18 protein-coding genes are annotated in these 22056 nt (G+C 71.2%); 14 read left to right on the top strand and 4 right to left on the bottom strand.

The genetic code is table 11. The features are described from left to right. Positions 1 to 47 precede the first annotated feature (47 nt). Positions 48 to 2249 carry an MMPL family transporter gene (locus tag ABD230_RS01905; protein WP_344369054.1) on the bottom strand — a complete coding sequence of 734 codons (2202 nt, stop codon included), beginning with the start codon at positions 2247 to 2249 and terminating at the stop codon, positions 48 to 50. Between the two features lie 199 nt (positions 2250 to 2448). On the opposite strand from ABD230_RS01905, the gene ABD230_RS01900 reads away from it, so the two are divergent. The 14 genes from ABD230_RS01900 (at position 2449) to ABD230_RS01835 (ending at position 18687) form a co-directional block, all read left to right on the top strand. Then, entirely contained in the window at positions 2449 to 3702 is a 1254-nt protein-coding gene (locus ABD230_RS01900) for a sensor histidine kinase (RefSeq protein ID WP_344369053.1), read from the top strand. Continuing rightward, positions 3699 to 4379, top strand: a complete 681-nt coding sequence (locus ABD230_RS01895) for a response regulator (protein ID WP_344369052.1) — start codon at positions 3699 to 3701, stop codon at positions 4377 to 4379. The genes ABD230_RS01900 and ABD230_RS01895 overlap by 4 nt, the downstream gene beginning before the upstream one ends. Positions 4380 to 4434: 55 nt before the next feature. After that, a complete protein-coding gene (coaE, locus tag ABD230_RS01890; RefSeq protein WP_344369051.1) occupies positions 4435 to 5064 on the top strand; it encodes a dephospho-CoA kinase in 630 nt (209 codons plus the stop codon). Between the two features lie 69 nt (positions 5065 to 5133). Next, complete coding sequence (uvrB, locus tag ABD230_RS01885) at positions 5134 to 7197, top strand: excinuclease ABC subunit UvrB (RefSeq protein ID WP_344369050.1); 2064 nt, start codon at positions 5134 to 5136, stop codon at positions 7195 to 7197. 110 nt (positions 7198 to 7307) lie between these two features. Then, the gene (uvrA, locus tag ABD230_RS01880; RefSeq protein WP_344369049.1) at positions 7308 to 10199 is read left to right on the top strand and encodes an excinuclease ABC subunit UvrA; all 2892 of its coding nucleotides are present in this window, start codon (positions 7308 to 7310) and stop codon (positions 10197 to 10199) included. A gap of 2 nt (positions 10200 to 10201) precedes the next feature. Beyond that, positions 10202 to 12139: an excinuclease ABC subunit UvrC gene (uvrC, locus tag ABD230_RS01875; RefSeq protein ID WP_344369048.1), complete on the top strand. Its 1938-nt coding sequence runs from the start codon at positions 10202 to 10204 to the stop codon at positions 12137 to 12139. 41 nt (positions 12140 to 12180) lie between these two features. Beyond that, positions 12181 to 13053 carry an RNase adapter RapZ gene (rapZ, locus tag ABD230_RS01870; protein WP_344369047.1) on the top strand — a complete coding sequence of 291 codons (873 nt, stop codon included), beginning with the start codon at positions 12181 to 12183 and terminating at the stop codon, positions 13051 to 13053. A gap of 43 nt (positions 13054 to 13096) precedes the next feature. Beyond that, positions 13097 to 14077 (top strand): DNA-binding protein WhiA, encoded by a 981-nt coding sequence (whiA, locus tag ABD230_RS01865; RefSeq protein WP_344369046.1) that lies wholly within the window; start codon positions 13097 to 13099, stop codon positions 14075 to 14077. 128 nt (positions 14078 to 14205) lie between these two features. Then, positions 14206 to 14832: a superoxide dismutase gene (locus ABD230_RS01860; RefSeq protein WP_344369045.1), complete on the top strand. Its 627-nt coding sequence runs from the start codon at positions 14206 to 14208 to the stop codon at positions 14830 to 14832. Positions 14833 to 14927: 95 nt separating this feature from the next. Then, complete coding sequence (gene gap, locus ABD230_RS01855) at positions 14928 to 15932, top strand: type I glyceraldehyde-3-phosphate dehydrogenase (protein ID WP_344369044.1); 1005 nt, start codon at positions 14928 to 14930, stop codon at positions 15930 to 15932. An 11-nt stretch (positions 15933 to 15943) separates the two neighbouring features. After that, positions 15944 to 17158: a phosphoglycerate kinase gene (locus ABD230_RS01850; RefSeq protein WP_344369043.1), complete on the top strand. Its 1215-nt coding sequence runs from the start codon at positions 15944 to 15946 to the stop codon at positions 17156 to 17158. Continuing rightward, a complete protein-coding gene (gene tpiA, locus ABD230_RS01845) occupies positions 17149 to 17937 on the top strand; it encodes a triose-phosphate isomerase (RefSeq protein WP_344369042.1) in 789 nt (262 codons plus the stop codon). Before ABD230_RS01850 ends, tpiA begins: the two co-directional genes overlap by 10 nt. 116 nt (positions 17938 to 18053) lie before the next feature. Continuing rightward, on the top strand, positions 18054 to 18305 hold the full coding sequence (secG, locus tag ABD230_RS01840) for a preprotein translocase subunit SecG (protein ID WP_344369040.1): 252 nt from the start codon (positions 18054 to 18056) through the stop codon (positions 18303 to 18305). Positions 18306 to 18321: 16 nt separating this feature from the next. Then, positions 18322 to 18687 (top strand): RNA polymerase-binding protein RbpA, encoded by a 366-nt coding sequence (locus ABD230_RS01835; protein WP_344369039.1) that lies wholly within the window; start codon positions 18322 to 18324, stop codon positions 18685 to 18687. An 85-nt stretch (positions 18688 to 18772) separates the two neighbouring features. Here ABD230_RS01835 and pgl read toward each other — a convergent pair whose 3' ends face one another. From pgl to zwf, 3 genes are read right to left on the bottom strand one after another with little or no spacing between them, the layout of a single operon-like run. Further along, positions 18773 to 19543, bottom strand: coding sequence for a 6-phosphogluconolactonase (pgl, locus tag ABD230_RS01830; protein ID WP_344369038.1), 771 nt, complete (start codon positions 19541 to 19543; stop codon positions 18773 to 18775). Continuing rightward, positions 19540 to 20508 carry a glucose-6-phosphate dehydrogenase assembly protein OpcA gene (locus ABD230_RS01825; protein WP_344369037.1) on the bottom strand — a complete coding sequence of 323 codons (969 nt, stop codon included), beginning with the start codon at positions 20506 to 20508 and terminating at the stop codon, positions 19540 to 19542. Before ABD230_RS01825 ends, pgl begins: the two co-directional genes overlap by 4 nt. Then, a complete protein-coding gene (gene zwf / locus ABD230_RS01820; protein ID WP_344369035.1) occupies positions 20505 to 22046 on the bottom strand; it encodes a glucose-6-phosphate dehydrogenase in 1542 nt (513 codons plus the stop codon). The genes ABD230_RS01825 and zwf overlap by 4 nt, the downstream gene beginning before the upstream one ends. Positions 22047 to 22056: the final 10 nt, after the last annotated feature.

Raw genomic sequence — 22056 nt, 5'->3', positions numbered from 1 at the left:
CGGAAGGCCGGTCCCCTCGGGGGGCCGGCCTTCCGGCGTCACGGGCCTCAGCGGCGCGGCTCGCGGGCCGAGTCGGCCACGGGTTCCGACGACGGCACGACGGCGGATCCGGGGGCGCTCCGGGCCATGCGTGCACGCCCCTCGACGTGGACGTCGGGGAGGGCCCGCTGCAGTGCGCGCGGCAGCCACCACGCGCGTGCACCGAGCAGTGCCATGGCCGCCGGCACCGCCAGGCAGCGGACGACGAGCGCGTCGAGCAGCACGGCCATCGCCATGGCGAACCCGAGCTGCTGCAGCATCCGGTCGGGTGCGAGCACGAACGAGCCGAAGACGACGACCATGATCGCGGCGGCGGCCGTGATCACTCCGCCGGTCCGCGCCAGTCCCTCGCGCACGGCGGCCCGCGGGTCCCGCGTCCGCACCCACTCCTCCCGCATGCGGGAGAGCAGGAACACCTCGTAGTCCATCGAGAGCCCGAACACGATGGCGAAGATGAACACGGGACCGAACGCCTCGATCGGCCCCGGCTCCGCCCAGGTGAGCCCGTCCTGGAAGACCAGCGTCGTGGCGCCGAGGGCCGCGCCGATCGAGAGCAGGTTGAACACGGCGGCCTTGACCGCGATGGCGACCGACCGGAACACGGTCAGGAGGAGCAGGCCGGACAGCCCGACCACGACGAGCAGGAAGACCGGGAACCGTGCGGCCATCGCGTCGGCGAAGTCGACGTTGGCCGCCGTCGCCCCGCCGACGAGGTGCGGGTCGCCGAGGTCCGTGCGCAACGCCCGGACGAGGTCCGCCGTGGCCGCGTCCTGGGGTCCGGTCGTCGGCTCGACGCGGGTCAGGTAGAGGTCGGCGTCGATCCGGACGGGTGGGCCGAGGCGCTCCGCGGCCACCCCCGGGGCATCGGCGAGTACCGCACGCGCGGCCAGGGCGTCGGCCTCGGTGCCCTGCGTCAGCACGACGAGCGGGCCGTTCGCGCCGGGGCCGAACTTCTCGCTGATCAGGTCGTACGCCGCGCGCGTGGTGGTGGCGGGATCGTCGTTGCCCGCGTCGCCGAACCCGAGGCGCATCCCGAGGGCGGGCGCGGCGAGCGACCCGAGCACCACGACGGCGGCGACGAGCGAGACCACGGGCCGACGCTGCACGAGGTCGGACCACCGGCGCCACCAGGCGTCGGCCCGGCCGGCGCCTCGCGCATCGCGTGCACGAGCGCGGCGCTCGATGCGTCGGCCGAACACGGTCAGCAGCGACGGGAGCAGCGTCAACGAGGCGAGCATCGTGATCAGCACGGTGAGCGCGACGGCGGTCACCGTGCCCTCGTACGCGGCAACCCCGAGGGTGAACAGCCCGCTCAGGGCGATGATCACGCTCGTGCCGGCGAACAGCACCGACCGGCCGGCGGTGTCGAGCGCCGTCCTCGTGGCGGCCGAGCGATCGGCGCCCGAGCGCAGCTCGGCCCGGTACCGGGTCAGGATGAGCAGCGCGTAGTCGATGCCCACCCCGAGCCCGACGAGCACCAGCATCGCGGTGGTCTGACCGGGGACGGTCAGCACGTGCGAGAGCAGCGAGGCGAGGCCGACGGTCGAGCCGACCGCGAGCACGGCGGTGATCAAGGGAAGGCTCGCCGCGAGGAACGAGCCGAACATGAGGACGAGGATGACCAGGGCGGCCAGCAGCCCGGCGAACTCGGCCGTCGAGCCGCCGCCCCTCGTCGCCTGGCGGATGCCTCGACCCGAGAGCTCCACGTCGAGGCCATCGGTGCGGTGGGCGTCCGCGACGTCGACGATCCGCCGGTACGTGTCCGGATCCATGTCGCTGCGGGGTCCGTCGAGCGCGACGTCGAGGAGTCCGACGCTTCCGTCCTCGGAGACGGTGCCGCGACCCGCGTCCGGCGGGACGACGGCCGCGACGTGGTCGATCGTCGCGAGATCTGCGACGAGGTCCGGCACGATCGTGTCGGCGTCCCAGCCCCGCTCGTCGTGCAGGACGACGGTCACGCGGTCGCCGGCCGTCGAGGGCGACCTGGCCTCGAGGCGCTCCGAGACCTGCTGCGACTGCGTGCCGGGCAGGGCGTAGTCGTCGTCGAACGCGCTCCCGACGAGTCCCCCGAGGGCGGTGACGGCCACGAGCAGCGCGATCCAGCACGTGATCGCCACCCAACTCCGTCGCAGGGCGAAGGTCGCGAGCCGCTCCATCCTCGACGGACGCGTCGTGGGCTCGGTGGACGGCTCGGAACGTGTTGCGGTCATGATTGCGGACCTCCCGTGCATTCGAATCGGATGACGGTGCCGATCGTTCCGAGCCGCCCGACGAGCGGCGTCGGCGGAGGGTCGCGTGCCGCCGGGACGGGGGGCGCGGGTTCAGCGAATCGTGATCGCGCTCGGCGACGTAGTCGCCTACGCCTGCCGCACCACGCCCGCCGCGACGGCGCGAACCTAGAATCGTCGCATGGGCAGGAACCTGCTGGCGTACCGCCCGCCCGCGTGGGCGATGGACGTCCTGCTCGCCCTCCTCGTGACGGTCATGCAGGTGCAGGGCACCGTCGCCCGGCAGGCCGCCGATCCCGCGACCGTCGTCCGACCGCTCGACGACCCGGGCTACCTCGGCTACGCGCTGCTCGTGGTGGGCGGCCTCGCGCTGGTCGTCCGTCGGCGCGCGCCCGTCACCGTGTTCGTCGTCACGGCCGCGGTGAGCGCCCTGTACTACGGACTCGACTTCCCCGACGGCCCCGGCTGGCTCTGCCTGTTCGTCGCCGCGTACACGCTCACCGCCTCGGGCGACGGCCGGCGGTCGCTGATGATCGCCGGCGCGGGCATCGCCGTCCTCGCGGCGGTGTGGCTGGTCGCCGCGATCGACATCGAGCCGCGGGCCGCGATCGGCTGGGTCTTCTTCCGCATCGGCGGGACGATCATGAGCGCGGCGCTCGGCGAATCGGTGCGATCGCGGCGGGTGATCGCGGACGAGGCGCTCGAGCGTGCGGAGCTCGCCGAGCGAGCCAGGGAGGAGCAGGCGCGGGCGCGCGTCGACGAGGAGCGCCTGAGGATCGCCCGGGAGGTCCACGACACCGTCGCCCACGCCATCGCCATCATCAACGTCCAGGCGGGCGTGACGGCGCACGTGCTCGACCGGCGTCCCGACGAGGTCCGCTCGGCGCTGACCGCGATCGAGCGGACGAGCGCCAGGGCGCTGCAGGAGATGCGGACGATCCTCGGCGTGCTGCGCGACGAGCACGAGGGCCGCGTGCCCCACGCCGGGCTCGCCCAGCTCGACGATCTCGCCGACCGGGCACGGGACGCCGGGCTCGACCTCGCGGTGACCGTGGACCCGGCGACGGTCGCGGTGCCCGACGCCGTGTCGGACGCGGTCGGCCGCGCCGCGTACCGGATCCTGCAGGAGTCGCTCACGAACGTGGTCCGACACGCCGGGCCGACCCGGGTGACGGTCGCGCTCGACTACGGCGCGGAGGTCCTCGACGTCCGCGTGACCGACGAGGGCCCCCGGACGACGTCCCCGCGCGTGGCGCTCGAGCGGGGCGGCGGCGCGGCCGATCGGGCGCTGACGGCGGGTCGCGGCATCCTCGGCATGCGCGAACGCTGCCAGCTGCTCGGCGGGGAGTTCACCGCCGGACCGCTCGAGGGCGGCGGGTTCGAGGTGCACGCGAGGCTGCCGATCACGCCCGTCGGGACGGCGAGCGGCCGATGACGAGCAGCGGGCGCGACGGCGCGCATCCGATCCGCGTCCTGCTCGTGGACGACGAGCACCTGGTCCGGTCGGGATTCCGCCTGCTGCTCGAGGTCGAGGAGGACGTCGAGGTCGTGGGCGAGGCCGCCGACGGTGCCGAGGCCATCGAGCGCGCTCGAGCGCTTCGACCGGACGTCGTGCTCATGGACATCCGGATGCCGGGAATGGACGGCATCGAGGCGACGCGGCGACTCGCGAGCGAGCGCAGCGCGGGGCGGGTGCTGATCCTCTCCACCTACGACACCGACGCCTACGTCTTCGAGGGCCTGCAGGCCGGTGCGAGCGGCTTCCTGCTCAAGGACGCCGGCCCGGCCGAGCTGCTCCATGGGATCCGCGTCGTGGCGGACGGCGAGGCCCTGCTCGCACCGGGCATCACGCGACGCCTCATCGCCCGGTTCGCCACCCGGCGCACGGCGGAGCGCGAGGCCGAGGAGCGCCTGTCGGTCCTGACCGAGCGGGAGCGCGAGGTCCTCTCCCTCGTCGGCCGCGGCATGAACAACGCCGAGATCGCCGAGGAGCTCTTCCTCAGTCCGGCCACCGCGCGGACCCACGTGAGCCACGTGATGGTCAAGCTGGCGGCGCGGGACCGCGCGCAGCTCGTCGTCATCGCCTACCGGACCGGGCTCGTCGAGGCCTGAATCGCGGGCGACCCGGTCGCGCGGAGCCGCCACGCGCGCTCGATAGACTGCGCTCGTGTACCTCATCGGCCTCACCGGCGGCATCGCGTCGGGCAAGTCCACCGTCGCCCGCCGGCTCGTCGAGCACGGCGCCATCCACCTCGACGCCGACCAGCTCGCGCGCCGCGTGGTCGAGCCGGGGACCGCGTGCCTCCAGGCCATCGTCGACGCGTTCGGCGACGAGGTCGTCCGCGCGGACGGCACCCTCGACCGGCAGCGGCTCGGCGAGATCGTCTTCCAGGACGACGAGGCGCGCGCACGGCTGAACGCCATAGTGCACCCGGCCGTCCGCGAGCTCTCCGGCCGGCTCATCGCGAAGGCGGAGGCCGAGGATCCGGACGCGGTGGTCGTGTACGACGTGCCGCTGCTCGTCGAGGCGCAGGTGGACCATCCGTTCGACCTCGTCGTGGTCACGAGCGCGCCCAAGCGGGCGCAGGTCCGCCGGCTCGTCGAGGAGCGGGGGCTCGATCCCATCCAGGCCGAGGCGCGCGTCGACGCCCAGGTGAGCGACGAGGAGCGTCGCGCCGTGGCCGATGTCGTCATCGACACGGGCGGCACGCTCGCCCACACGATGGGGCAGGCCGATGCGCTCTGGGTCGACATCGAGCACTCGCAGCGCGAGGCGCGGGAGCGACCGAGCGGATGACGCGGGGCGCGGCGTTCGCTGACCGCGATCCCGGCCGCGCTGTCGGTGGGCGAACCTAGACTCGAATCCATGCAGTCCACCCGTTCCGTGCGCCCGTTCGAGGTCGTCAGCGAGTACGCACCGAGCGGCGACCAGCCGCAGGCGATCGCCGACCTGGCGGGCCGGATCAACGCCGGCGAGACCGACGTCGTGCTCCTCGGCGCGACCGGCACCGGCAAGTCGGCCACGACCGCGTGGCTCATCGAGCAGGTGCAGCGGCCGACGCTCGTGCTCGCGCACAACAAGACCCTCGCGGCACAGCTCGCGAACGAGTTCCGCGAGCTCATGCCGAACAACGCGGTCGAGTACTTCGTCTCGTACTACGACTACTACCAGCCCGAAGCCTACGTCCCGCAGACGGACACCTTCATCGAGAAGGACTCCTCGATCAACGCCGAGGTCGAGCGGCTGCGTCACTCGACGACGAACTCGCTGCTGAGCCGCCGCGACGTCGTCGTCGTATCGACGGTGTCGTGCATCTACGGCCTCGGCACGCCCGAGGAGTACCTCAACGCGATGATGCCGCTCCAGGTCGGGCAGCGCGTCGACCGCGACTGGCTCATCCGCAAGTTCGTGTCGATGCAGTACCAGCGCAACGACGTCGCGTTCTCGCGCGGCACCTTCCGCGTCCGCGGCGACACCATCGAGATCATCCCGGTCTACGAGGAGCACGCGATCCGCATCGAGATGTTCGGCGACGAGGTCGAGGCGCTGCACAGCCTGCACCCGCTCACCGGCTCGGTGATCGCCAAGCTCGACGCGGTGCCGGTCTTCCCGGCGTCGCACTACGTCGCCAGCGTCGACGTCATGCAGCGCGCCATCGGCACCATCCGCGACGAGCTCGACGAGCGGCTGCAGGAGCTCGAGCGCGAGGGCAAGCTGCTCGAGGCGCAGCGCCTGCGCATGCGCACGACGTTCGACCTCGAGATGATGGAGCAGATCGGCTTCTGCTCCGGTATCGAGAACTACTCGCGGCACATCGACGGCCGTGCGCCGGGCGAGGCGCCGCACTGCCTGCTCGACTACTTCCCCGACGACTACCTCGTGGTGATCGACGAATCGCACGTCACGGTGCCGCAGATCGGCGCGATGTACGAGGGCGACGCGTCGCGCAAGCGGACGCTCGTCGAGCACGGGTTCCGCCTGCCCAGCGCGCTCGACAACCGGCCGCTGAAGTGGGACGAGTTCAAGGACCGGGTCGGGCAGACCGTCTACCTCTCGGCGACCCCCGGCAGGTACGAGTTGGGCATCGCCGACGGCGTGGTCGAGCAGATCATCCGCCCGACGGGACTCGTCGACCCCGAGATCGTGGTGAAGCCCACGAAGGGCCAGATCGACGACCTGCTGGAGGAGATCCGGGCTCGCGCCGAGCGCGACGAGCGCGTGCTCGTGACGACGCTCACGAAGCGGATGGCGGAGGAGCTCACCGACTTCCTCACCGAGGCGGGGGTGCGCGTCCGCTACCTCCACTCCGACGTCGACACGCTGCGACGGGTCGAGTTGCTCACCGAACTCCGAGCCGGCGTCTACGACGTACTGGTCGGCATCAACCTGCTGCGCGAGGGCCTCGATCTGCCCGAGGTCTCGCTCGTGGCGATCCTGGACGCCGACAAGGAGGGCTTCCTGCGCTCGTCGACCTCGCTCATCCAGACCATCGGCCGTGCGGCGCGCAACGTGTCGGGTCAGGTGCACATGTATGCCGACGTCGAGACGGAGTCGATGCAGCTCGCGATCGAGGAGACGAACCGCCGCCGCGAGAAGCAGCTCGAGTACAACCGGGTGAACGGCATCGACCCGGCGCCGCTCCGCAAGCGCATCGCCGACATCACCGAGGTGCTCGCCCGCGAGGGCGCCGACACCGCGGCGCTGTTCGCCGGGCGCGATGCGCGGTCCACCTCGCCCGTGCCGATGAAGCGCGACGGCATCGCCGCTGCGGGCGCGAACGACCTCGAGGAACTGATCCGCGACCTCAACGACCAGATGCTCGAGGCCGCGGGCGAGCTGAAGTTCGAGCTCGCCGCCCGGCTGCGCGACGAGGTCTCCGAGCTCAAGCGCGAGCTCAGGCAGATGGAGAAGGCGGGCCACCTCGGCTAGTCGGCGAACGGGGGAGCGGCGCCCCGGTCCGCCGACGCCTCGAACGTGTGTTCGCTCTCAGCACGAGCGCGTGCGGCAGGAGTGTCGGAGGTCGTTCGTAGACTCGTAGGGTGCCAGTTTCACGTCTCGATGCCCATGCGCGCCTGAGTGTCCGCGGGGCCCGCGTCCACAACCTGCGCGACGTCGATGTCGAGATCCCCCGCGATGCGATGGTGGTCTTCACTGGACTGTCCGGGTCGGGCAAGTCCTCGCTCGCGTTCGACACGATCTTCGCCGAGGGCCAGCGTCGCTACGTCGAGTCGCTCTCCGCGTACGCGCGCCAGTTCCTGGGGCAGGTCGACCGCCCCGACGTCGACTTCATCGAGGGGCTCAGCCCCGCGGTCTCGATCGACCAGAAGTCGACGAACCGCAACCCGCGATCGACGGTCGGCACGATCACCGAGATCTACGACTACATGCGACTGCTGTGGGCGCGCATCGGCGTCCCGCACTGCCCCGTGTGCGGCGAGCGGATCCAGCGGCAGACCGTGCAGCAGATCGCCGACCGGCTCATGGAGCTCGAGTCCGGTACGCGCTTCCAGGTGCTCAGCCCGGTCGTCTCGCAGAAGAAGGGCGAGTTCGTCGACCTGTTCCGCGAGCTCTCCGGGCAGGGCTACTCCCGCGCGGTCGTCGACGGCGAGCTCATCCGGCTCGACGAGCCGCCGAAGCTGAAGAAGCAGGTCAAGCACGACATCTCGGTCGTGATCGACCGACTCGTCGCCTCCGACGACATCCTCGGCCGCCTCACCGACTCGCTCGAGACGGCGCTGCGCCTGACCGACGGGCTCGTCCAGGTCAACTACGTCGACCGCGACGGCGACGCGGCGTGGCAGACGTTCTCCGAGAAGCTGAGCTGCCCGAACCAGCACCCCATCGCGCTCACCGAGATCGAGCCGCGCACGTTCTCGTTCAACGCCCCGTTCGGGGCGTGCCCGGAGTGCTCGGGCCTCGGCACCCGCATGTCGGTCGACGAGGACCTGCTGCTCGGCGACCCGTCGCTCAGCATCTCCGAGGGCGTCATCCTGCCCTGGACCTCGCAGGGCAAGAGCCTCTACAACTACTACGAGAAGCTCCTCGACGGGCTCGCCCGCGACCTCGACTTCTCCCTCGACACCCCGTGGGAGGAGCTCGACGACGACGCGCGCAACGCCGTGCTCCGGGGCGACAACTTCGAGGTGCGCGTGCGCTGGCGCAACCGCTACGGCCGCGAGATGAGCTACACGTCCGGCTTCGAGGGGGTCGTGCCCTACATCGAGCGGCAGTACCTGCAGGCCGAGACCGACGTGCAGCGGGCCCGGTGGGCGGAGTACCTGCGCGAGGTCCCCTGCCCGGTCTGCCGCGGCGACCGGCTGAAGCCCGAGGTGCTCGCCGTGCTCATCCACGACGCGTCGATCGCCGACGTCTGCCGCCTCAGCCTGCACGACGCACGAGCGTTCATGGACCGGCTCGAGCTCACCGACCGCGAGCAGACGATCGCGGCGCAGGTGCTCCGCGAGATCAAGCTGCGGCTCGACTTCCTCATCCGGGTCGGCCTCAGCTACCTCGACCTCGCCCGCGCAGCCGGCACGCTGTCCGGCGGCGAGGCGCAGCGCATCCGCCTGGCCACGCAGATCGGTTCGGGCCTCACGGGCGTGCTCTACGTGCTCGACGAGCCGAGCATCGGCCTGCACCAGCGCGACAACCGCCGGCTGATCGACACGCTGGTCGCGCTGCGCGACCTCGGCAACACGCTCATCGTCGTCGAGCACGACGAGGACACGATCCGCACGGCCGACTGGATCGTCGACATCGGCCCCGGTGCCGGCGTGCACGGCGGCACGGTCGTGCACAGCGGCAGCTACGCCGAGCTGATGAAGAACACCGAGTCGCTGACCGGCGACTACCTCGCCGGGCGCAAGGAGATCGCGATCCCGCCGTCCCGGCGCGCGATCGACCGCGAGCGCGTGATCCGCGTCGAGGGGGCGCAGGCGAACAACCTCCGCGGGGTCGACGTCGAGTTCCCGCTCGGCACCTTCACGGCGGTGACGGGCGTGAGCGGGTCGGGCAAGTCCTCGCTCGTGAACGACATCCTCTACCGCGTGCTCGCCAACCGGCTCAACGGGGCGCGCAAGGTGCCGGGCAAGCACCGTCGCGTCACCGGGCTCGAGCACCTCGACAAGGTCGTGCACGTCGACCAGGCACCCATCGGCCGCACGCCGCGGTCGAACCCGGCGACCTACACGGGCGTGTTCGACCGGATCCGCACCCTGTTCTCAGAGACGGCCGAGGCCAAGGCGCGCGGCTACCTGCCGGGCCGCTTCAGCTTCAACGTCAAGGGCGGCCGGTGCGAGGCGTGCTCGGGCGACGGCACCATCAAGATCGAGATGAACTTCCTTCCCGACGTCTACGTCGCGTGCGAGGTGTGCGGCGGCAAGCGGTACAACCGCGAGACCCTGCAGGTGCACTACAAGGGCAGGAACATCGCCGAGGTGCTCGAGATGCCGATCAGCGAGGCGGCCGAGTTCTTCGAGCCGATCTCGGCGATCCACCGGTACCTGAAGACGCTCGTGGACGTCGGGCTGGGCTACGTCCAGCTCGGCCAGAGCGCGACGACCCTCTCCGGCGGCGAGGCCCAGCGGGTGAAGCTGGCGACGGAGCTGCAGCGCCGGTCGAACGGACGCAGCGTGTACGTACTCGACGAGCCGACCACCGGCCTGCACTTCGAGGACGTGCGCAAGCTGCTGAAGGTGCTCGGCAAGCTCGTCGACAAGGGCAACACCGTGATCGTGATCGAGCACAGCCTCGACGTGATCAAGTCCGCCGACTGGATCATCGACCTCGGGCCCGAGGGCGGCTCGGGCGGCGGCCAGGTCGTCGCGACCGGCACGCCCGAGCAGGTGGCCGAGGTGCACGAGAGCCACACGGGGTACTTCCTGCGCGAGATCTTCGAGGCCGCCGCCGGCCCGGCGGTCGCCGCCAGCTGAGCATGGCGAACACCGTCCCGTACCGACCGCGGCCGGGGGAGATCCCGACCGATCCCGGGGTCTACCGCTTCCGCGACGTTGATCGGCGCGTGCTCTACGTCGGCAAGGCGAAGAACCTCCGCGCGCGCCTGTCGAACTACTTCGCACCCCTGTACACGCTGCACGAGCGGACGCGGCGGATGGTGACGACGGCGTCGTCCGTCGAGTGGACCGTCGTGGGCAACGACATCGAGGCGCTGCAGCTCGAGTACACGTGGATCAAGGAGTTCGACCCGCCGTTCAACGTCAAGTACCGCGACGACAAGTCCTACCCGTACCTGGCCGTCACGCTCGCCGATGAGGCACCGCGCGCGATCGTGACCCGCCGGCGCGGCATCCCGGGTGCGAAGTACTTCGGCCCCTACCCGAAGGTGTGGGCCGTCAACGAGACGCTCGACCTGCTGCTGAAGCTCTTCCCGATCCGCACCTGCAAAGACTCCGACTACAAGCGCGCGATGCAGACCGGCAAGCCCTGCTTCGCCGGGCAGATCGGGCGGTGCTTCGGGCCCTGCTCGGGCGCGGTCACCATCGCCGAGCACCGGGCGAACGTCGAGCGGTTCGTCGCGTTCATGCAGAACCAGGACCGCCGGATCGTCACCGACCTCACGCAGCAGATGCGCGCCGCCGCGGCCGTCCAGGACTACGAGACCGCCGCACGTCGCCGCGACGAGCTGCAGGCCGCCGAGTCCTTCTTCGAGAAGAGCGCCGTCGTCCTGCGGGAGCACGTCGACGTCGACGTGTTCGGGATCGACCACGACGAGCTCGCTGCCGCGGTGCACCTGTTCATCGTGCGGGGCGGCCGCATCCGCGGTGTCCGCTCCTGGACGGTCGACACCGAACTCGACATGGACCTCGGCGACCTCGTCGACTCCGTCGTGCAGAACGCCTACGGCGACGACATCCGTCCCCCTGCCGAGGTCGTCGTCCCGGCGCTGCCCGACGACGCCGACGCGCTGGAGGGCTGGCTCGCCGGCCTGGGCGGCCGGAAGGTGCGTCTGCGCGCCGCTCGCCGGGGCGACAAGGCCGCACTGCTCGAGACCGCCACGCAGAACGCCCGCCAGACGCTCGTCCTCTACAAGACGCGCCGCAGCGCCGACTTCACGGCGCGGTCGCGCGCGCTGGAGGACATCCAGGAGGCGCTCGGCATGGCCGACGCCCCGCTGCGGATCGAGTGCTTCGACGTCTCGCACCTGAGCGGGACCAACATCGTCGCGTCGATGGTGGTCTTCGAGGACGGACTGCCGCGGAAGGACGAGTACCGGCGCTTCACGATCCCGAGTTCGACGGACGACACCGACTCGATCCACCAGGTCCTCACGAGGCGCCTGGCCTACCTGGCCGACCCCGGCTCCGAGGAGGCGGTCGCGGGAGAGGGGGCCGTCGACGACGTCGCCGAGGTGGCCACCGCCGACGGCGAGGTCGTGACGCCCTCACGCCGGGCGAAGTTCTCGTATCGCCCGAACCTGCTCGTCGTCGACGGCGGCCAGCCGCAGGTCGCGGCGGCCGAGCGCGCACTGCGCGAATCGGGCGTCGAGGGCATCTACCTCTGCGGCATCGCGAAGCGGCTCGAGGAGATCTGGACGCCCGAGTCGGACTTCCCGGTCATCCTCCCGCGCAACAGCGACGCGCTGTTCCTCTTCCAGCGGGTCCGCGACGAGGCGCATCGCTTCGCGATCACGCACCAGCGGCAGCGGCGCAAGCGCGACATCACGACCGTGCTCTCCGAGGTGCCGGGGCTCGGCCCCGCGCGCGTCAAGGCCCTGCTGAAGCACTTCGGGTCCGTGTCGCGGCTCCGACAGGCCGACGCGTCCGCGATCTCGGAGGTGCCTGGCATCGGGCCGAGCCTCGCGAGCGCCATCCGCACCCACCTGGAGGGAACGACGCGATCCGCCGCCGACTAGGCTGGACGCCCGGGGGACTGCAGGAAGGGAGCGCCGAACGCATGACCGACGGCGATCGCCAGGAGATGCTCATCGTCACGGGGATGTCGGGGGCCGGCCGATCGACCGTCGCCGATGCGCTCGAGGACCTGGGCTGGTACGTCGTCGACAACCTCCCGCCCCAGATGCTCCGCCCCCTCGTCGAGCTCGTGCAGCGCGCCGGCGCCTCGTTGCCGAGGATCGCGGCCGTCGTCGACATCCGCGGCGGCGAGTTCTTCTCCGAGCTGCAGGAGATGGTCGAGTCGCTCCGCGACAAGGTCGACGTCCGCGTCGTCTTCCTCGACGCGAACGACGCCGTGCTCGTGCGGCGCTTCGAGTCGGTGCGCCGGCCGCACCCCCTGCAGGGCGACGGGACGCTCCTCGACGGCATCGGCGCCGAGCGCACGCGACTCGCAGAGGTGCGCGAGTCGAGCGACATCATCGTCGACACGTCCGACCTGAACATCCACCAGCTCGCGAACCTCGTCACCGACACGTTCGCGGAGGAGGACCGCGCGGGGCTGCGCGTGACCGTCCAGAGCTTCGGGTTCAAGTACGGGCTCCCGCCCGACGCCGACCTCGTCGCCGACGCGCGCTTCCTGCCGAACCCGTTCTGGGTGCCCGAACTCCGCCCGCTCTCCGGCGAGGACGCCGAGGTGAGCGAGTACGTGCTCGACCAGGACGGCGCGCGGGAGTTCCTCGACGCGTACGTCGCGGCGCTGCGACCCGTGCTCGACGGCTACCAGCGCGAGAACAAGCGCCATGCGACGATCGCGATCGGCTGCACGGGCGGCAAGCACCGCTCGGTCGCCATGGTCCGCGAGCTCGCCGCGCGACTGAGATCGATCCCCGGACTGGCGGTCAGCGTGAAGCACCGCGACCTCGGACGGGAATGAACCGGCGCCGACGGCGCCATCGCACGACAGAGAGGACGACCACGTGGCCCTGACCGCTGAGGTGAAAGAGGAGCTGGCGAAGGTCGAGGTCACCCGGACCTCGGTGCGCGCCGCGGAACTTGCGTCCGTGCTCCGATTCGCCGGGGGACTCCACATCATCTCGGGGCGGATCGCGATCGAGGCCGAACTCGACTCGCCCGCGATCGCGCGCCGCGTGACGCGCGACCTCGGCGAGCTGTACGGCGTCCGGCCCGACGTCTCCGTGATCTCCGCATCCGGCCTGCGGCGGACGAACCAGTACCTGGTGCGGGTGCTCGACGGCGGCGAGACCCTCGCCCGGCAGACCGGCCTGCTCGACGCCCGGCGTCGCCCTGTCCGGGGACTGCCGAACAAGCTCACCACCGGGTCGCGCGACGAGGTCGCCGCCGTCTGGCGGGGCGCCTTCCTGGCGCGGGGCAGCCTGACCGACCCCGGTCGCTCCGCAGCCCTCGAGGTGACCTGCCCCGGCGGCGAGACCGCCATGGCGCTCGTCGGCGCGGCCGGGCGGCTCGGGGTCTCGGCGAAGGCGCGCGAGGTGCGCGGTGTGCACCGCGTCGTCATCCGCGACGGCGAGGCCATCAGCGCGATGCTGGCTCTCATGGGTGCCGACGAGACCGTGCGCAACTGGGAGGAGCTGCGGCAGCGCCGCGAGGTGCGGGCGACCGCGAACCGCCTCGTGAACTTCGACGACGCCAACCTCAGGCGATCCGCGCAGGCCGCCGTCGCGGCGTGCGCGCGCGTCGAGCGCGCCATGGAGATCCTCGGCGACGAGGTGCCGGAGCACCTGCGCTACGCCGGCGAGCTCCGGCTCGCCCACCGCGACGCCAGCCTCGACGAGCTCGGGCACCACGCCGACCCGCCGCTGACGAAGGACGCGGTCGCCGGCCGCATCCGTCGCCTGCTCGCCATGGCCGACAAGCGCGCCGCCGACCTCGGGGTCCCCGGCACCGAGGCCAACCTGCCCGCCGACCTCGACGACGTCTGAACGGCGGCCGAACGCCGGCCGAACGGGGTCAACCCCCGTCATGCACGCCCGGCACGGGCATAGGATCGAACACGCCGCGGTCACCGGGCAGACGTCCGGGTTCACCCGGCTGCTGACAAGGAGAAGCAATGGCTGACTACACCCTCCCTGACCTGCCGTACGACTACTCGGCGCTCGCGCCGTCGATCAGCGGCACGATCATGGAGCTGCACCACTCGAAGCACCACCAGGCCTACGTGACCGGTGCGAACACGGCGCTCGCGCAGCTCGCCGAGGCGCGCGACTCCGACAACCTCGCGAACGTGAACAAGCTCGAGAAGGACCTCGCGTTCAACCTCGGCGGTCACGTGAACCACTCGATCTTCTGGACGAACATGTCGCCCGACGGCGGCGACAAGCCGACCGGCGAGCTCGCCTCGGCGATCGACGACCAGTTCGGCTCGTTCGAGAAGTTCCAGGCGCACTTCGCCGCGACCGCCATGGGCGTCCAGGGCTCCGGCTGGGCCGTGCTGGCGTGGGACTCGATCGGGGCCCGCCTCATCGTGCTGCAGTTCTTCGACCAGCAGGCGAACCTCCCGGCGGGCATCGTGCCGCTGCTCATGCTCGACGTGTGGGAGCACGCCTACTACCTCGACTACAAGAACGTGCGCGCCGACTACGTGAAGGCGTTCTGGAACATCGTGGACTGGGGCAACGTCCAGCAGCGCTTCCAGGTCGCCTCTGAGAAGACCTCAGGGCTGCTGCTACTGTCATAGCGGATGGTGTCCCCGGGCGCCGTCCGGGGACACCGCCGTCCGGTCAGATCCACCTCGAAAGCGCGTTCGCGCCCGTCACTACAGGGGAGAAACCTGTGTCTGTAAAGATCGGCATCAACGGCTTCGGCCGTATCGGCCGCAACTACTTCCGCGCCGCACTCGCGCAGGGCGCGGACCTCGAGATCGTCGCGGTGAACGACCTCACCGACAACAAGACGCTCGCGCACCTGCTGAAGTACGACTCGATCACCGGGCGGCTCGACGTCTCGGTCGAGTACGACGACGAGAACCTCATCGTCGACGGCAAGGCCATCAAGGCGTTCGCGGAGCGCGATCCCGCGAACCTCCCGTGGGGCGCGCTCGGCGTCGACATCGTGATCGAGTCGACCGGCTTCTTCACGAAGGCGGCCGACGCCCGAAAGCACCTCGACGCCGGCGCGAAGAAGGTGCTCATCTCGGCACCCGCGACCGACGAGGACGCGACCTTCGTCATGGGCGTCAACGAGGACTCGTACGACCCCGACGCGCACCACATCATCTCCAACGCGTCGTGCACCACGAACTGCCTGGCGCCGCTCGCCAAGGTCTTCAACGACGAGTTCGGCATCGAGCGCGGCCTGATGACGACGGTGCACGCGTACACCGCCGACCAGAACCTGCAGGACGGCCCGCACAAGGACCTCCGCCGGGCCCGTGCCGCCGCGATCAACATCGTCCCGACCTCGACCGGTGCGGCCAAGGCGATCGGCCTCGTGCTGCCCGAGCTCGTCGGCAAGCTCGACGGCTTCGCCCTGCGCGTGCCGGTCCCGACGGGCTCGATCACCGACCTGACGGTGACCTCCTCGCGCCCCGTCACGGTCGACGAGGTCAAGGCCGCCTACAAGAAGGCCGCCGAGGGTCCGATGAAGGGCATCCTCAAGTACACCGAGGACCCGATCGTGTCCAGCGACATCGTCACCGACCCGCACTCGTCGATCTTCGACGCGGGCCTGACCCGCGTGATCGGCGACCAGGTCAAGCTGTCGTCGTGGTACGACAACGAGTGGGGCTACTCGAACCGGCTGGTCGACCTGACCGAGTACGTGGCCGAGCGCCTCTGAATCGAGACGACGTGACCCTCCGAACCATCGATTCCCTGGGTCCGCTCGCCGGCACGCGTGTCGTCGTCCGCTGCGACCTCAACGTCCCGCTCAAGGACGGGGTCATCACGGACGACGGCCGCGTGCGCGCGTCGGTCCCCACGCTCACCCGACTGGTCGACCAGGGCGCCAGGGTGATCGTGGTCTCCCACCTCGGCCGCCCCGACGGCGCGCCCGACCCGAAGTACAGCCTCGCGCCCGTCGCGACCCGGCTGGGCGAGCTCCTCGACGCGCCGGTGGCGTTCGCCGCCGACACGGTCGGCGACGACGCCGCGGCCAAGGTCGCCGCCCTCGGCGACGGCGAGGTGCTCGTGCTCGAGAACCTGCGCTTCAACCCGGGCGAGACGAGCAAGAACGAGGCCGAGCGCACCGCCTTCGCGGGCCGGCTCGCCGAGTTCGCCGACGCCGTCGTCTCCGACGGCTTCGGCGTGGTGCACCGCAAGCAGGCCAGCGTCTACGAGCTCGAGCAGCTCCGGCCCAGTGCCGCAGGGCTGCTGATCGCCGAGGAGCTCGAGGTGCTCGACCGCCTCACCGAGAACCCCGAGCGACCGTACGTCGTCGTGCTCGGCGGCTCGAAGGTGTCCGACAAGCTGGGCGTCATCGAGCACCTGCTCCCGCGCGTGGACGCGCTGCTCATCGGCGGCGGCATGCTGTTCACCTTCCTCGCCGCGCAGGGCCACAAGGTCGGGTCGAGCCTGCTCGAGGCCGACCAGCTCGACACCGTGAGGGGCTACCTCGCGGATGCCGCGGAGCGCGGCGTCGACATCGTGCTGCCGACGGATGTCGTGGTCGCCGCGGCGTTCTCCGCCGAGGCCGACCACGTGGTCGCCGCGGCCGATGCGATCGAGGAGACGCCGTTCGGCGCGTCCGGCCTCGGGCTCGACATCGGTCCCGAGACGTCGGTGGCCTTCGCGGACCGCGTCCGCGGCGCGAAGACGGTGTTCTGGAACGGCCCGATGGGCGTGTTCGAACTGGCGCCGTTCGCCGACGGCACCCGCGCCGTGGCGTCCGCCCTCACCGAGGTCGACGGGCTCAGCGTGGTGGGGGGCGGCGACTCCGCCGCGGCCGTGCGGCAGCTCGGATTCGACGAGGCCGCCTTCGGGCACATCTCGACGGGCGGCGGCGCGAGCCTGGAATTCCTCGAAGGCAAGAAACTCCCCGGACTGGAGGTCCTCGGATGGCAGTGACCCGCACCCCGTTCATCGCGGGCAACTGGAAGATGAACCTGGACCACCTCCAGGCGATCGCGTTCGTGCAGAAGCTCGCGTGGAACCTCGCCGACGCGAAGCACGACGCGGCCGACGCGGAGGTCGCGGTCTTCCCGCCGTTCACCGACCTGCGCTCGGTGCAGACGCTCGTCGCCGCCGACGACCTGGCCGTGAAGTACGGTGCCCAGGACCTCTCGGCGAAGGACTCCGGTGCGTACACCGGCGAGGTGTCCGGCGCGTTCCTCGCGAAGCTCGACTGCGCGTACGTGATCATCGGCCACTCGGAGCGTCGGACGATGCACGCCGAGACCGACGAGGTCGTCGGAGCGAAGGTCCAGGCTGCGCACCGGCACGGCCTGGTGCCCGTGCTCTGCGTCGGCGAGACCGCCGAGGACCTCGAGCAGCACGGTGCGAGCGCCGTGCCGGTCGCGCAGCTCCGCGCGGCCCTCGAGGGCGTCGACGTCTCGAAGGGCCTCGTGGTGGCGTACGAGCCGGTCTGGGCGATCGGCTCGGGCCAGGCGGCCACGCCGGAGCAGGCCCAGCAGGTGGCCGCCGCACTCCGGGCCGTGCTCGCCGAGATCGCCGGCGACGAGCTCGCCGCGGCGACCCGCATCCTCTACGGCGGGTCCGTGAAGGCCGCGAACATCGCGGCGTTCATGCGCGAGCCCGACGTCGACGGCGCGCTCGTCGGCGGGGCGAGCCTCGACCTCGACGAGTTCTCCAGCATCGTGCGCTTCAAGAAGCACGTGGGGGCCTGACCCCGGCACCCCTCCGCCGCCGCGTCGTCCGGCCCGCCCGCACGCGGGCCGGACGACGCGGCGGCTATACTCGTTCAGCGGCATCGACAACCCCGCATGCCCGGAAAGGTTTCACCGTGGAGATTCTCCAGGTCGTCCTGCAGGTCCTGCTCGGCCTCACGAGCATCCTGCTCACGCTCCTGATCCTGCTGCACAAGGGCCGCGGCGGCGGCCTGTCCGACATGTTCGGCGGCGGCATGACGTCCAGCCTCGGTGCCTCGGGCGTTGCGGAGCGCAACCTCAACCGCATCACGATCATCCTCGGACTCGTCTGGGTCACGTGCATCGTCGTGCTCGGGCTCATCACGAAGTTCGACGCCGGAATCTGACGGGGGCGAAGGCAACGTGGTTTCTGGAAACAGTGCGATCCGCGGCTCGCGGGTCGGTTCGGGACCGATGGGCGAGCAGGACCGCGGCTTCCACGCCGATCGCGTCGCGGTGAGCTACTGGGACGCCCAGGGCAACGAGACGGTCCGGTACTTCGCGGCGAACCTCCCCGAGGAGGAGATCCCCGACGTCATCGACAGCCCGTCGACCGGCCTGCCGGCCGGCCGCGACAAGGAGAACCCGCCGGCCGTGTCGAAGACCGAGCCGTACAAGACGCACCTCGCCTACGTGAAGGAGCGGCGCACCGAGGAGGAGGCCGCCGCACTCCTCGAGGAGGCGCTGCAGCAGCTGCGCGCCCGTCGGGGCACCGCGACGCAGGACTGACGCACTCGCGCGAACGACGAAGGGCCGCCCCTCGGGGCGGCCCTTCGTCGTTCGCGGGTCCGACGCACGTCGGACCCGTGGGTGGTCAGTAGTCGCGAGCGATGAGCGCCTCGGGCACCTCGGCGGCCGCGTCGCGGTCCACGAAGAACACCGTGCGTCGCCGGCCCTTGATGCCGGCCACGGGCACCTCGTCGCGGCTCGCGCCCGCGAGCGCCAGGCCGAGCGCCGAGGCCTTGTCGGCCCCGGCGAGGACCAGCCAGACGCGCTGCGACGCGTTGATGACGGGCCGGGTCAGGCTGAGGCGTTCGGGCGGCGGCTTCGGCGACTGGCGCACCGCGATGACGGGGCGGTCGACGACCTGGATGCCGGAGCGGTGCGGGAACAGCGAGGCGATGTGGCCGTCCGGACCGACGCCGAGGAAGACGATGTCGAACACCGGATGCGGCAGCCCGTCCATCCCGAAGCGCGCCAGCTCGTTCGCGTACGCGGTCGCTGCGTCGTCGAGCGAGAGGCCCGAGTCCGATGCCGGGAAGGGGTGGACGTGTCCCTCGGGCAGGTCGAGCGAGTCGAGCAGCGCCTCCCGCGACTGACGGTCGTTCCGCTCGGCGTCGCCGTCCGGCACCCAGCGCTCGTCGCCCCACCAGAAGTGCACGCGCGACCAGTCGATCGACGTGTGCGCGGGGGAGTTCCGGACGGCTTCGAGGACGGCGCCGCCCATCGACCCGCCCGTCAGCACCACGTGCACGGTCTCCTGCACGTCGAGCAGGTCCAGCACCTTCGTGATGAACCGCGCGGCGACAGATCCCGCCAGGGCGGACTTGTCGGGGTGGACGAGCACGCGCCGCTCGTTCGTCATGCAGTGACTCCTTCGTCGTCGACGGTCCGGCGCTCCGGGAGCAGGCCGAGGCCGCTGGTGATCACCTCACCGTACAGTTCGTCGGGGTCGAGCCGTCGCAGCTCGTCGGCGAGGCAGTCGCGGAGGCTGCGCCGGGGGAGTGCGACGTCGTGGACGGGCTGCCCGGGCTGGCGGAGCGTGGCGACGCCGGGGACGTCGCGCACCAGCTCGATGGTGCCGGTCGCGCGGCCGAGGTAGACGCCGCGGATCCCGTGCGACCCGTGCTCGAGGCCGGTGAGCGTGCAGTCCGTCGAGGCGCCGAGCTGCATCGACAGCCAGGCCGCGAGCAGCGTCGTCGAGGGGGAGTCGATCGACCCGGTCACGCGGACGGTCGTCACGGGCTCGTACGGCGGCTGGTCGAGGACCGCCGCGAGCTGGGCGCGCCAGAGCGTGAGGCGCGTCCACGCGAAGTCCGCGTCACCGGGACGGTAGCTGCGGGCGAGGTGCTCGAGCGCGGCCTGCGGATCGGGCTGCGTCGAGGCATCCGTGATCCGGCACTGCGCGATGCGGCCGAGCGGCGAGTCGCCCGGCACCTCCGGCGAGCTGCCCGGCCACCACGTGACGACCGGCGCATCCGGCAGGAGGAGCCCCATGACGAGGCTCTGCTCGTCCTCCGCGGCGTCGCCGCGGGCGCGCAGCACGATGACCTCGCTCGCCCCGGCGTCGCCGCCGACGCGGATCTCCGCGTCGAGCCGGCTCACGCCCTCCTCGGCCTCGTCCGGTTCGGTGGAGAGCACGATGACGCGCATCGGGTGCTCGCGCGAGGCGTCGTTCGCCGCCTCGATGGCCTCCTCCTCGCCGTCCTTGGCGGTCGCGATGACGAGGGTGAGCACGCGGCCGAGCGCGACGGCGCCGCCCTCCTCGCGGATCTTGACGAGCACCTTCGAGATCTGGCTCGTCGTCGTGTCGGGAAGTTCGACGATCATGGGCGCCTCCAGGTGCGTCCGTCACGGGCGAGGAGCTCGTCGGCCGAGGCCGGGCCCCACGAACCGGGCTTGTACTGCTCGGGGCGGCCCTGCGTGGCCCAGAACCGCTCGATGGGGTCGAGGATCTTCCAGGACAGCTCGACCTCCTCCTGTCGGGGGAAGAGGGGCGGGTCTCCGAGGAGCACGTCGAGGATGAGGCGCTCGTACGCCTCGGGGCTCGCCTCGGTGAACGCGTGGCCGTAGCCGAAGTCCATCGTGACGTCGCGCACCTGCATGCCGGCGCCCGGCACCTTCGAGCCGAACCGGATGGTGACGCCCTCATCGGGCTGCACGCGGATCACGAGGGCGTTCTGTCCGAGCTGCGAGGTCTGGCTGTCCGCGAACACCTGCTGGGGCGCGCGCTTGAAGACGACCGCGATCTCGGTGACGCGTCGGCCGAGCCGCTTGCCGGCACGGAGGTAGAACGGCACACCGGCCCACCGGCGGGTGCCGATGAGCAGCTTCATGGCGGCGTAGGTCTCCGTCGTCGAGTCCGGGTTCATCCCGTCCTCGTCGAGGAATCCGACGACCTTCTCGCCGCCCTGCCATCCCCCCGAGTACTGCCCGCGAGCGGTGGCGGCGGCGAGGTCCTCGGGGAGCCGCACGGCGCGGAGGATCTTCTCCTTCTCGGCGCGCAGGTCGGCGGCGTCGAACGAGATCGGCTCCTCCATCGCGGTGAGTGCCAGCAGCTGCAGCAGGTGGTTCTGGATGACGTCGCGCGCCGCGCCGATGCCGTCGTAGTACCCCGCCCGGCCGCCGACGCCGATGTCCTCGGCCATCGTGACCTGGACGTGGTCGACGAAGTTCGCGTTCCAGATCGGCTCGTAGAGCTGGTTCGCGAACCGCAGGGCGAGGATGTTCTGGACGGTCTCCTTGCCGAGGTAGTGGTCGATGCGGAACACCGAGTCGGGCGGGAACACCGACGCGACCACGTCGTTCAGCTCGATCGCCGACTTCAGGTCGGACCCGAACGGCTTCTCGATGACGACGCGTCGCCACTTGCCGTCCCGCTGCTCCGTCAGGCCCGAGCGCTTGAGCTGCTCCGTCACCTGCGGGAAGGACTTCGGCGGGATCGACAGGTAGAACGCGTGGTTGCCCATGGTCCCGCGTTCGCGGTCCAGCGCCTCGACGGTGTGCCGCAGGCGCTCGAACGCCGCGTCGTCGTCGAACGTGCCCTGGACGAAGCGGATGCCGTGGGCGAGCTGCTGCCACACGTCCTCGCGGAACTCGGTGCGGGCGTACTGCTTGACCGAGTCGTGCACGACCTTCGCGAAGTCCTGGTCCTCCCAGTCGCGCCGGGCGAAGCCGACGAGGGCGAAGCCCGGCGGCAGGAGGCCGCGGTTCGCGAGGTCGTACACGGCCGGCATCAGCTTCTTGCGCGACAGGTCGCCCGTCACGCCGAAGATGATCAGGCTGGACGGGCCGGCGATGCGGTTGAGGCGGTAGTCCTTGGGCGAGCGCAGCGGGTTCTGCGTCGCGGTGATCTCGACCGGATGCATCTGGTCTCCT

Origin of the sequence: Agromyces tropicus (genome assembly GCF_039531345.1) — a bacterium.
In the GTDB taxonomy this organism is placed as follows: Bacteria; Actinomycetota; Actinomycetes; order Actinomycetales; family Microbacteriaceae; genus Agromyces; species Agromyces tropicus.
Note: the sequence above shows the minus strand (reverse complement) of the source record. Positions and strands in the feature narration are given on the sequence as shown.

What these genes read in the sequence shown, in the direction of transcription:
- zwf (WP_344369035.1), bottom strand. Translation starts at nt 22,046, where the DNA reads ATGCATCCGGTCGAGATCACCGCGACGCAGAACCCGCTGCGCTCGCCC.
- pgl (WP_344369038.1), bottom strand. Translation starts at nt 19,543, where the DNA reads ATGACGAACGAGCGGCGCGTGCTCGTCCACCCCGACAAGTCCGCCCTG.
- uvrC (WP_344369048.1), top strand. Translation starts at nt 10,202, where the DNA reads ATGGCGAACACCGTCCCGTACCGACCGCGGCCGGGGGAGATCCCGACC.
- rapZ (WP_344369047.1), top strand. Translation starts at nt 12,181, where the DNA reads ATGACCGACGGCGATCGCCAGGAGATGCTCATCGTCACGGGGATGTCG.
- ABD230_RS01905 (WP_344369054.1), bottom strand. Translation starts at nt 2,249, where the DNA reads ATGACCGCAACACGTTCCGAGCCGTCCACCGAGCCCACGACGCGTCCG.
- uvrB (WP_344369050.1), top strand. Translation starts at nt 5,134, where the DNA reads ATGCAGTCCACCCGTTCCGTGCGCCCGTTCGAGGTCGTCAGCGAGTAC.
- ABD230_RS01895 (WP_344369052.1), top strand. Translation starts at nt 3,699, where the DNA reads ATGACGAGCAGCGGGCGCGACGGCGCGCATCCGATCCGCGTCCTGCTC.
- ABD230_RS01900 (WP_344369053.1), top strand. Translation starts at nt 2,449, where the DNA reads ATGGGCAGGAACCTGCTGGCGTACCGCCCGCCCGCGTGGGCGATGGAC.
- ABD230_RS01825 (WP_344369037.1), bottom strand. Translation starts at nt 20,508, where the DNA reads ATGATCGTCGAACTTCCCGACACGACGACGAGCCAGATCTCGAAGGTG.
- tpiA (WP_344369042.1), top strand. Translation starts at nt 17,149, where the DNA reads ATGGCAGTGACCCGCACCCCGTTCATCGCGGGCAACTGGAAGATGAAC.
- ABD230_RS01860 (WP_344369045.1), top strand. Translation starts at nt 14,206, where the DNA reads ATGGCTGACTACACCCTCCCTGACCTGCCGTACGACTACTCGGCGCTC.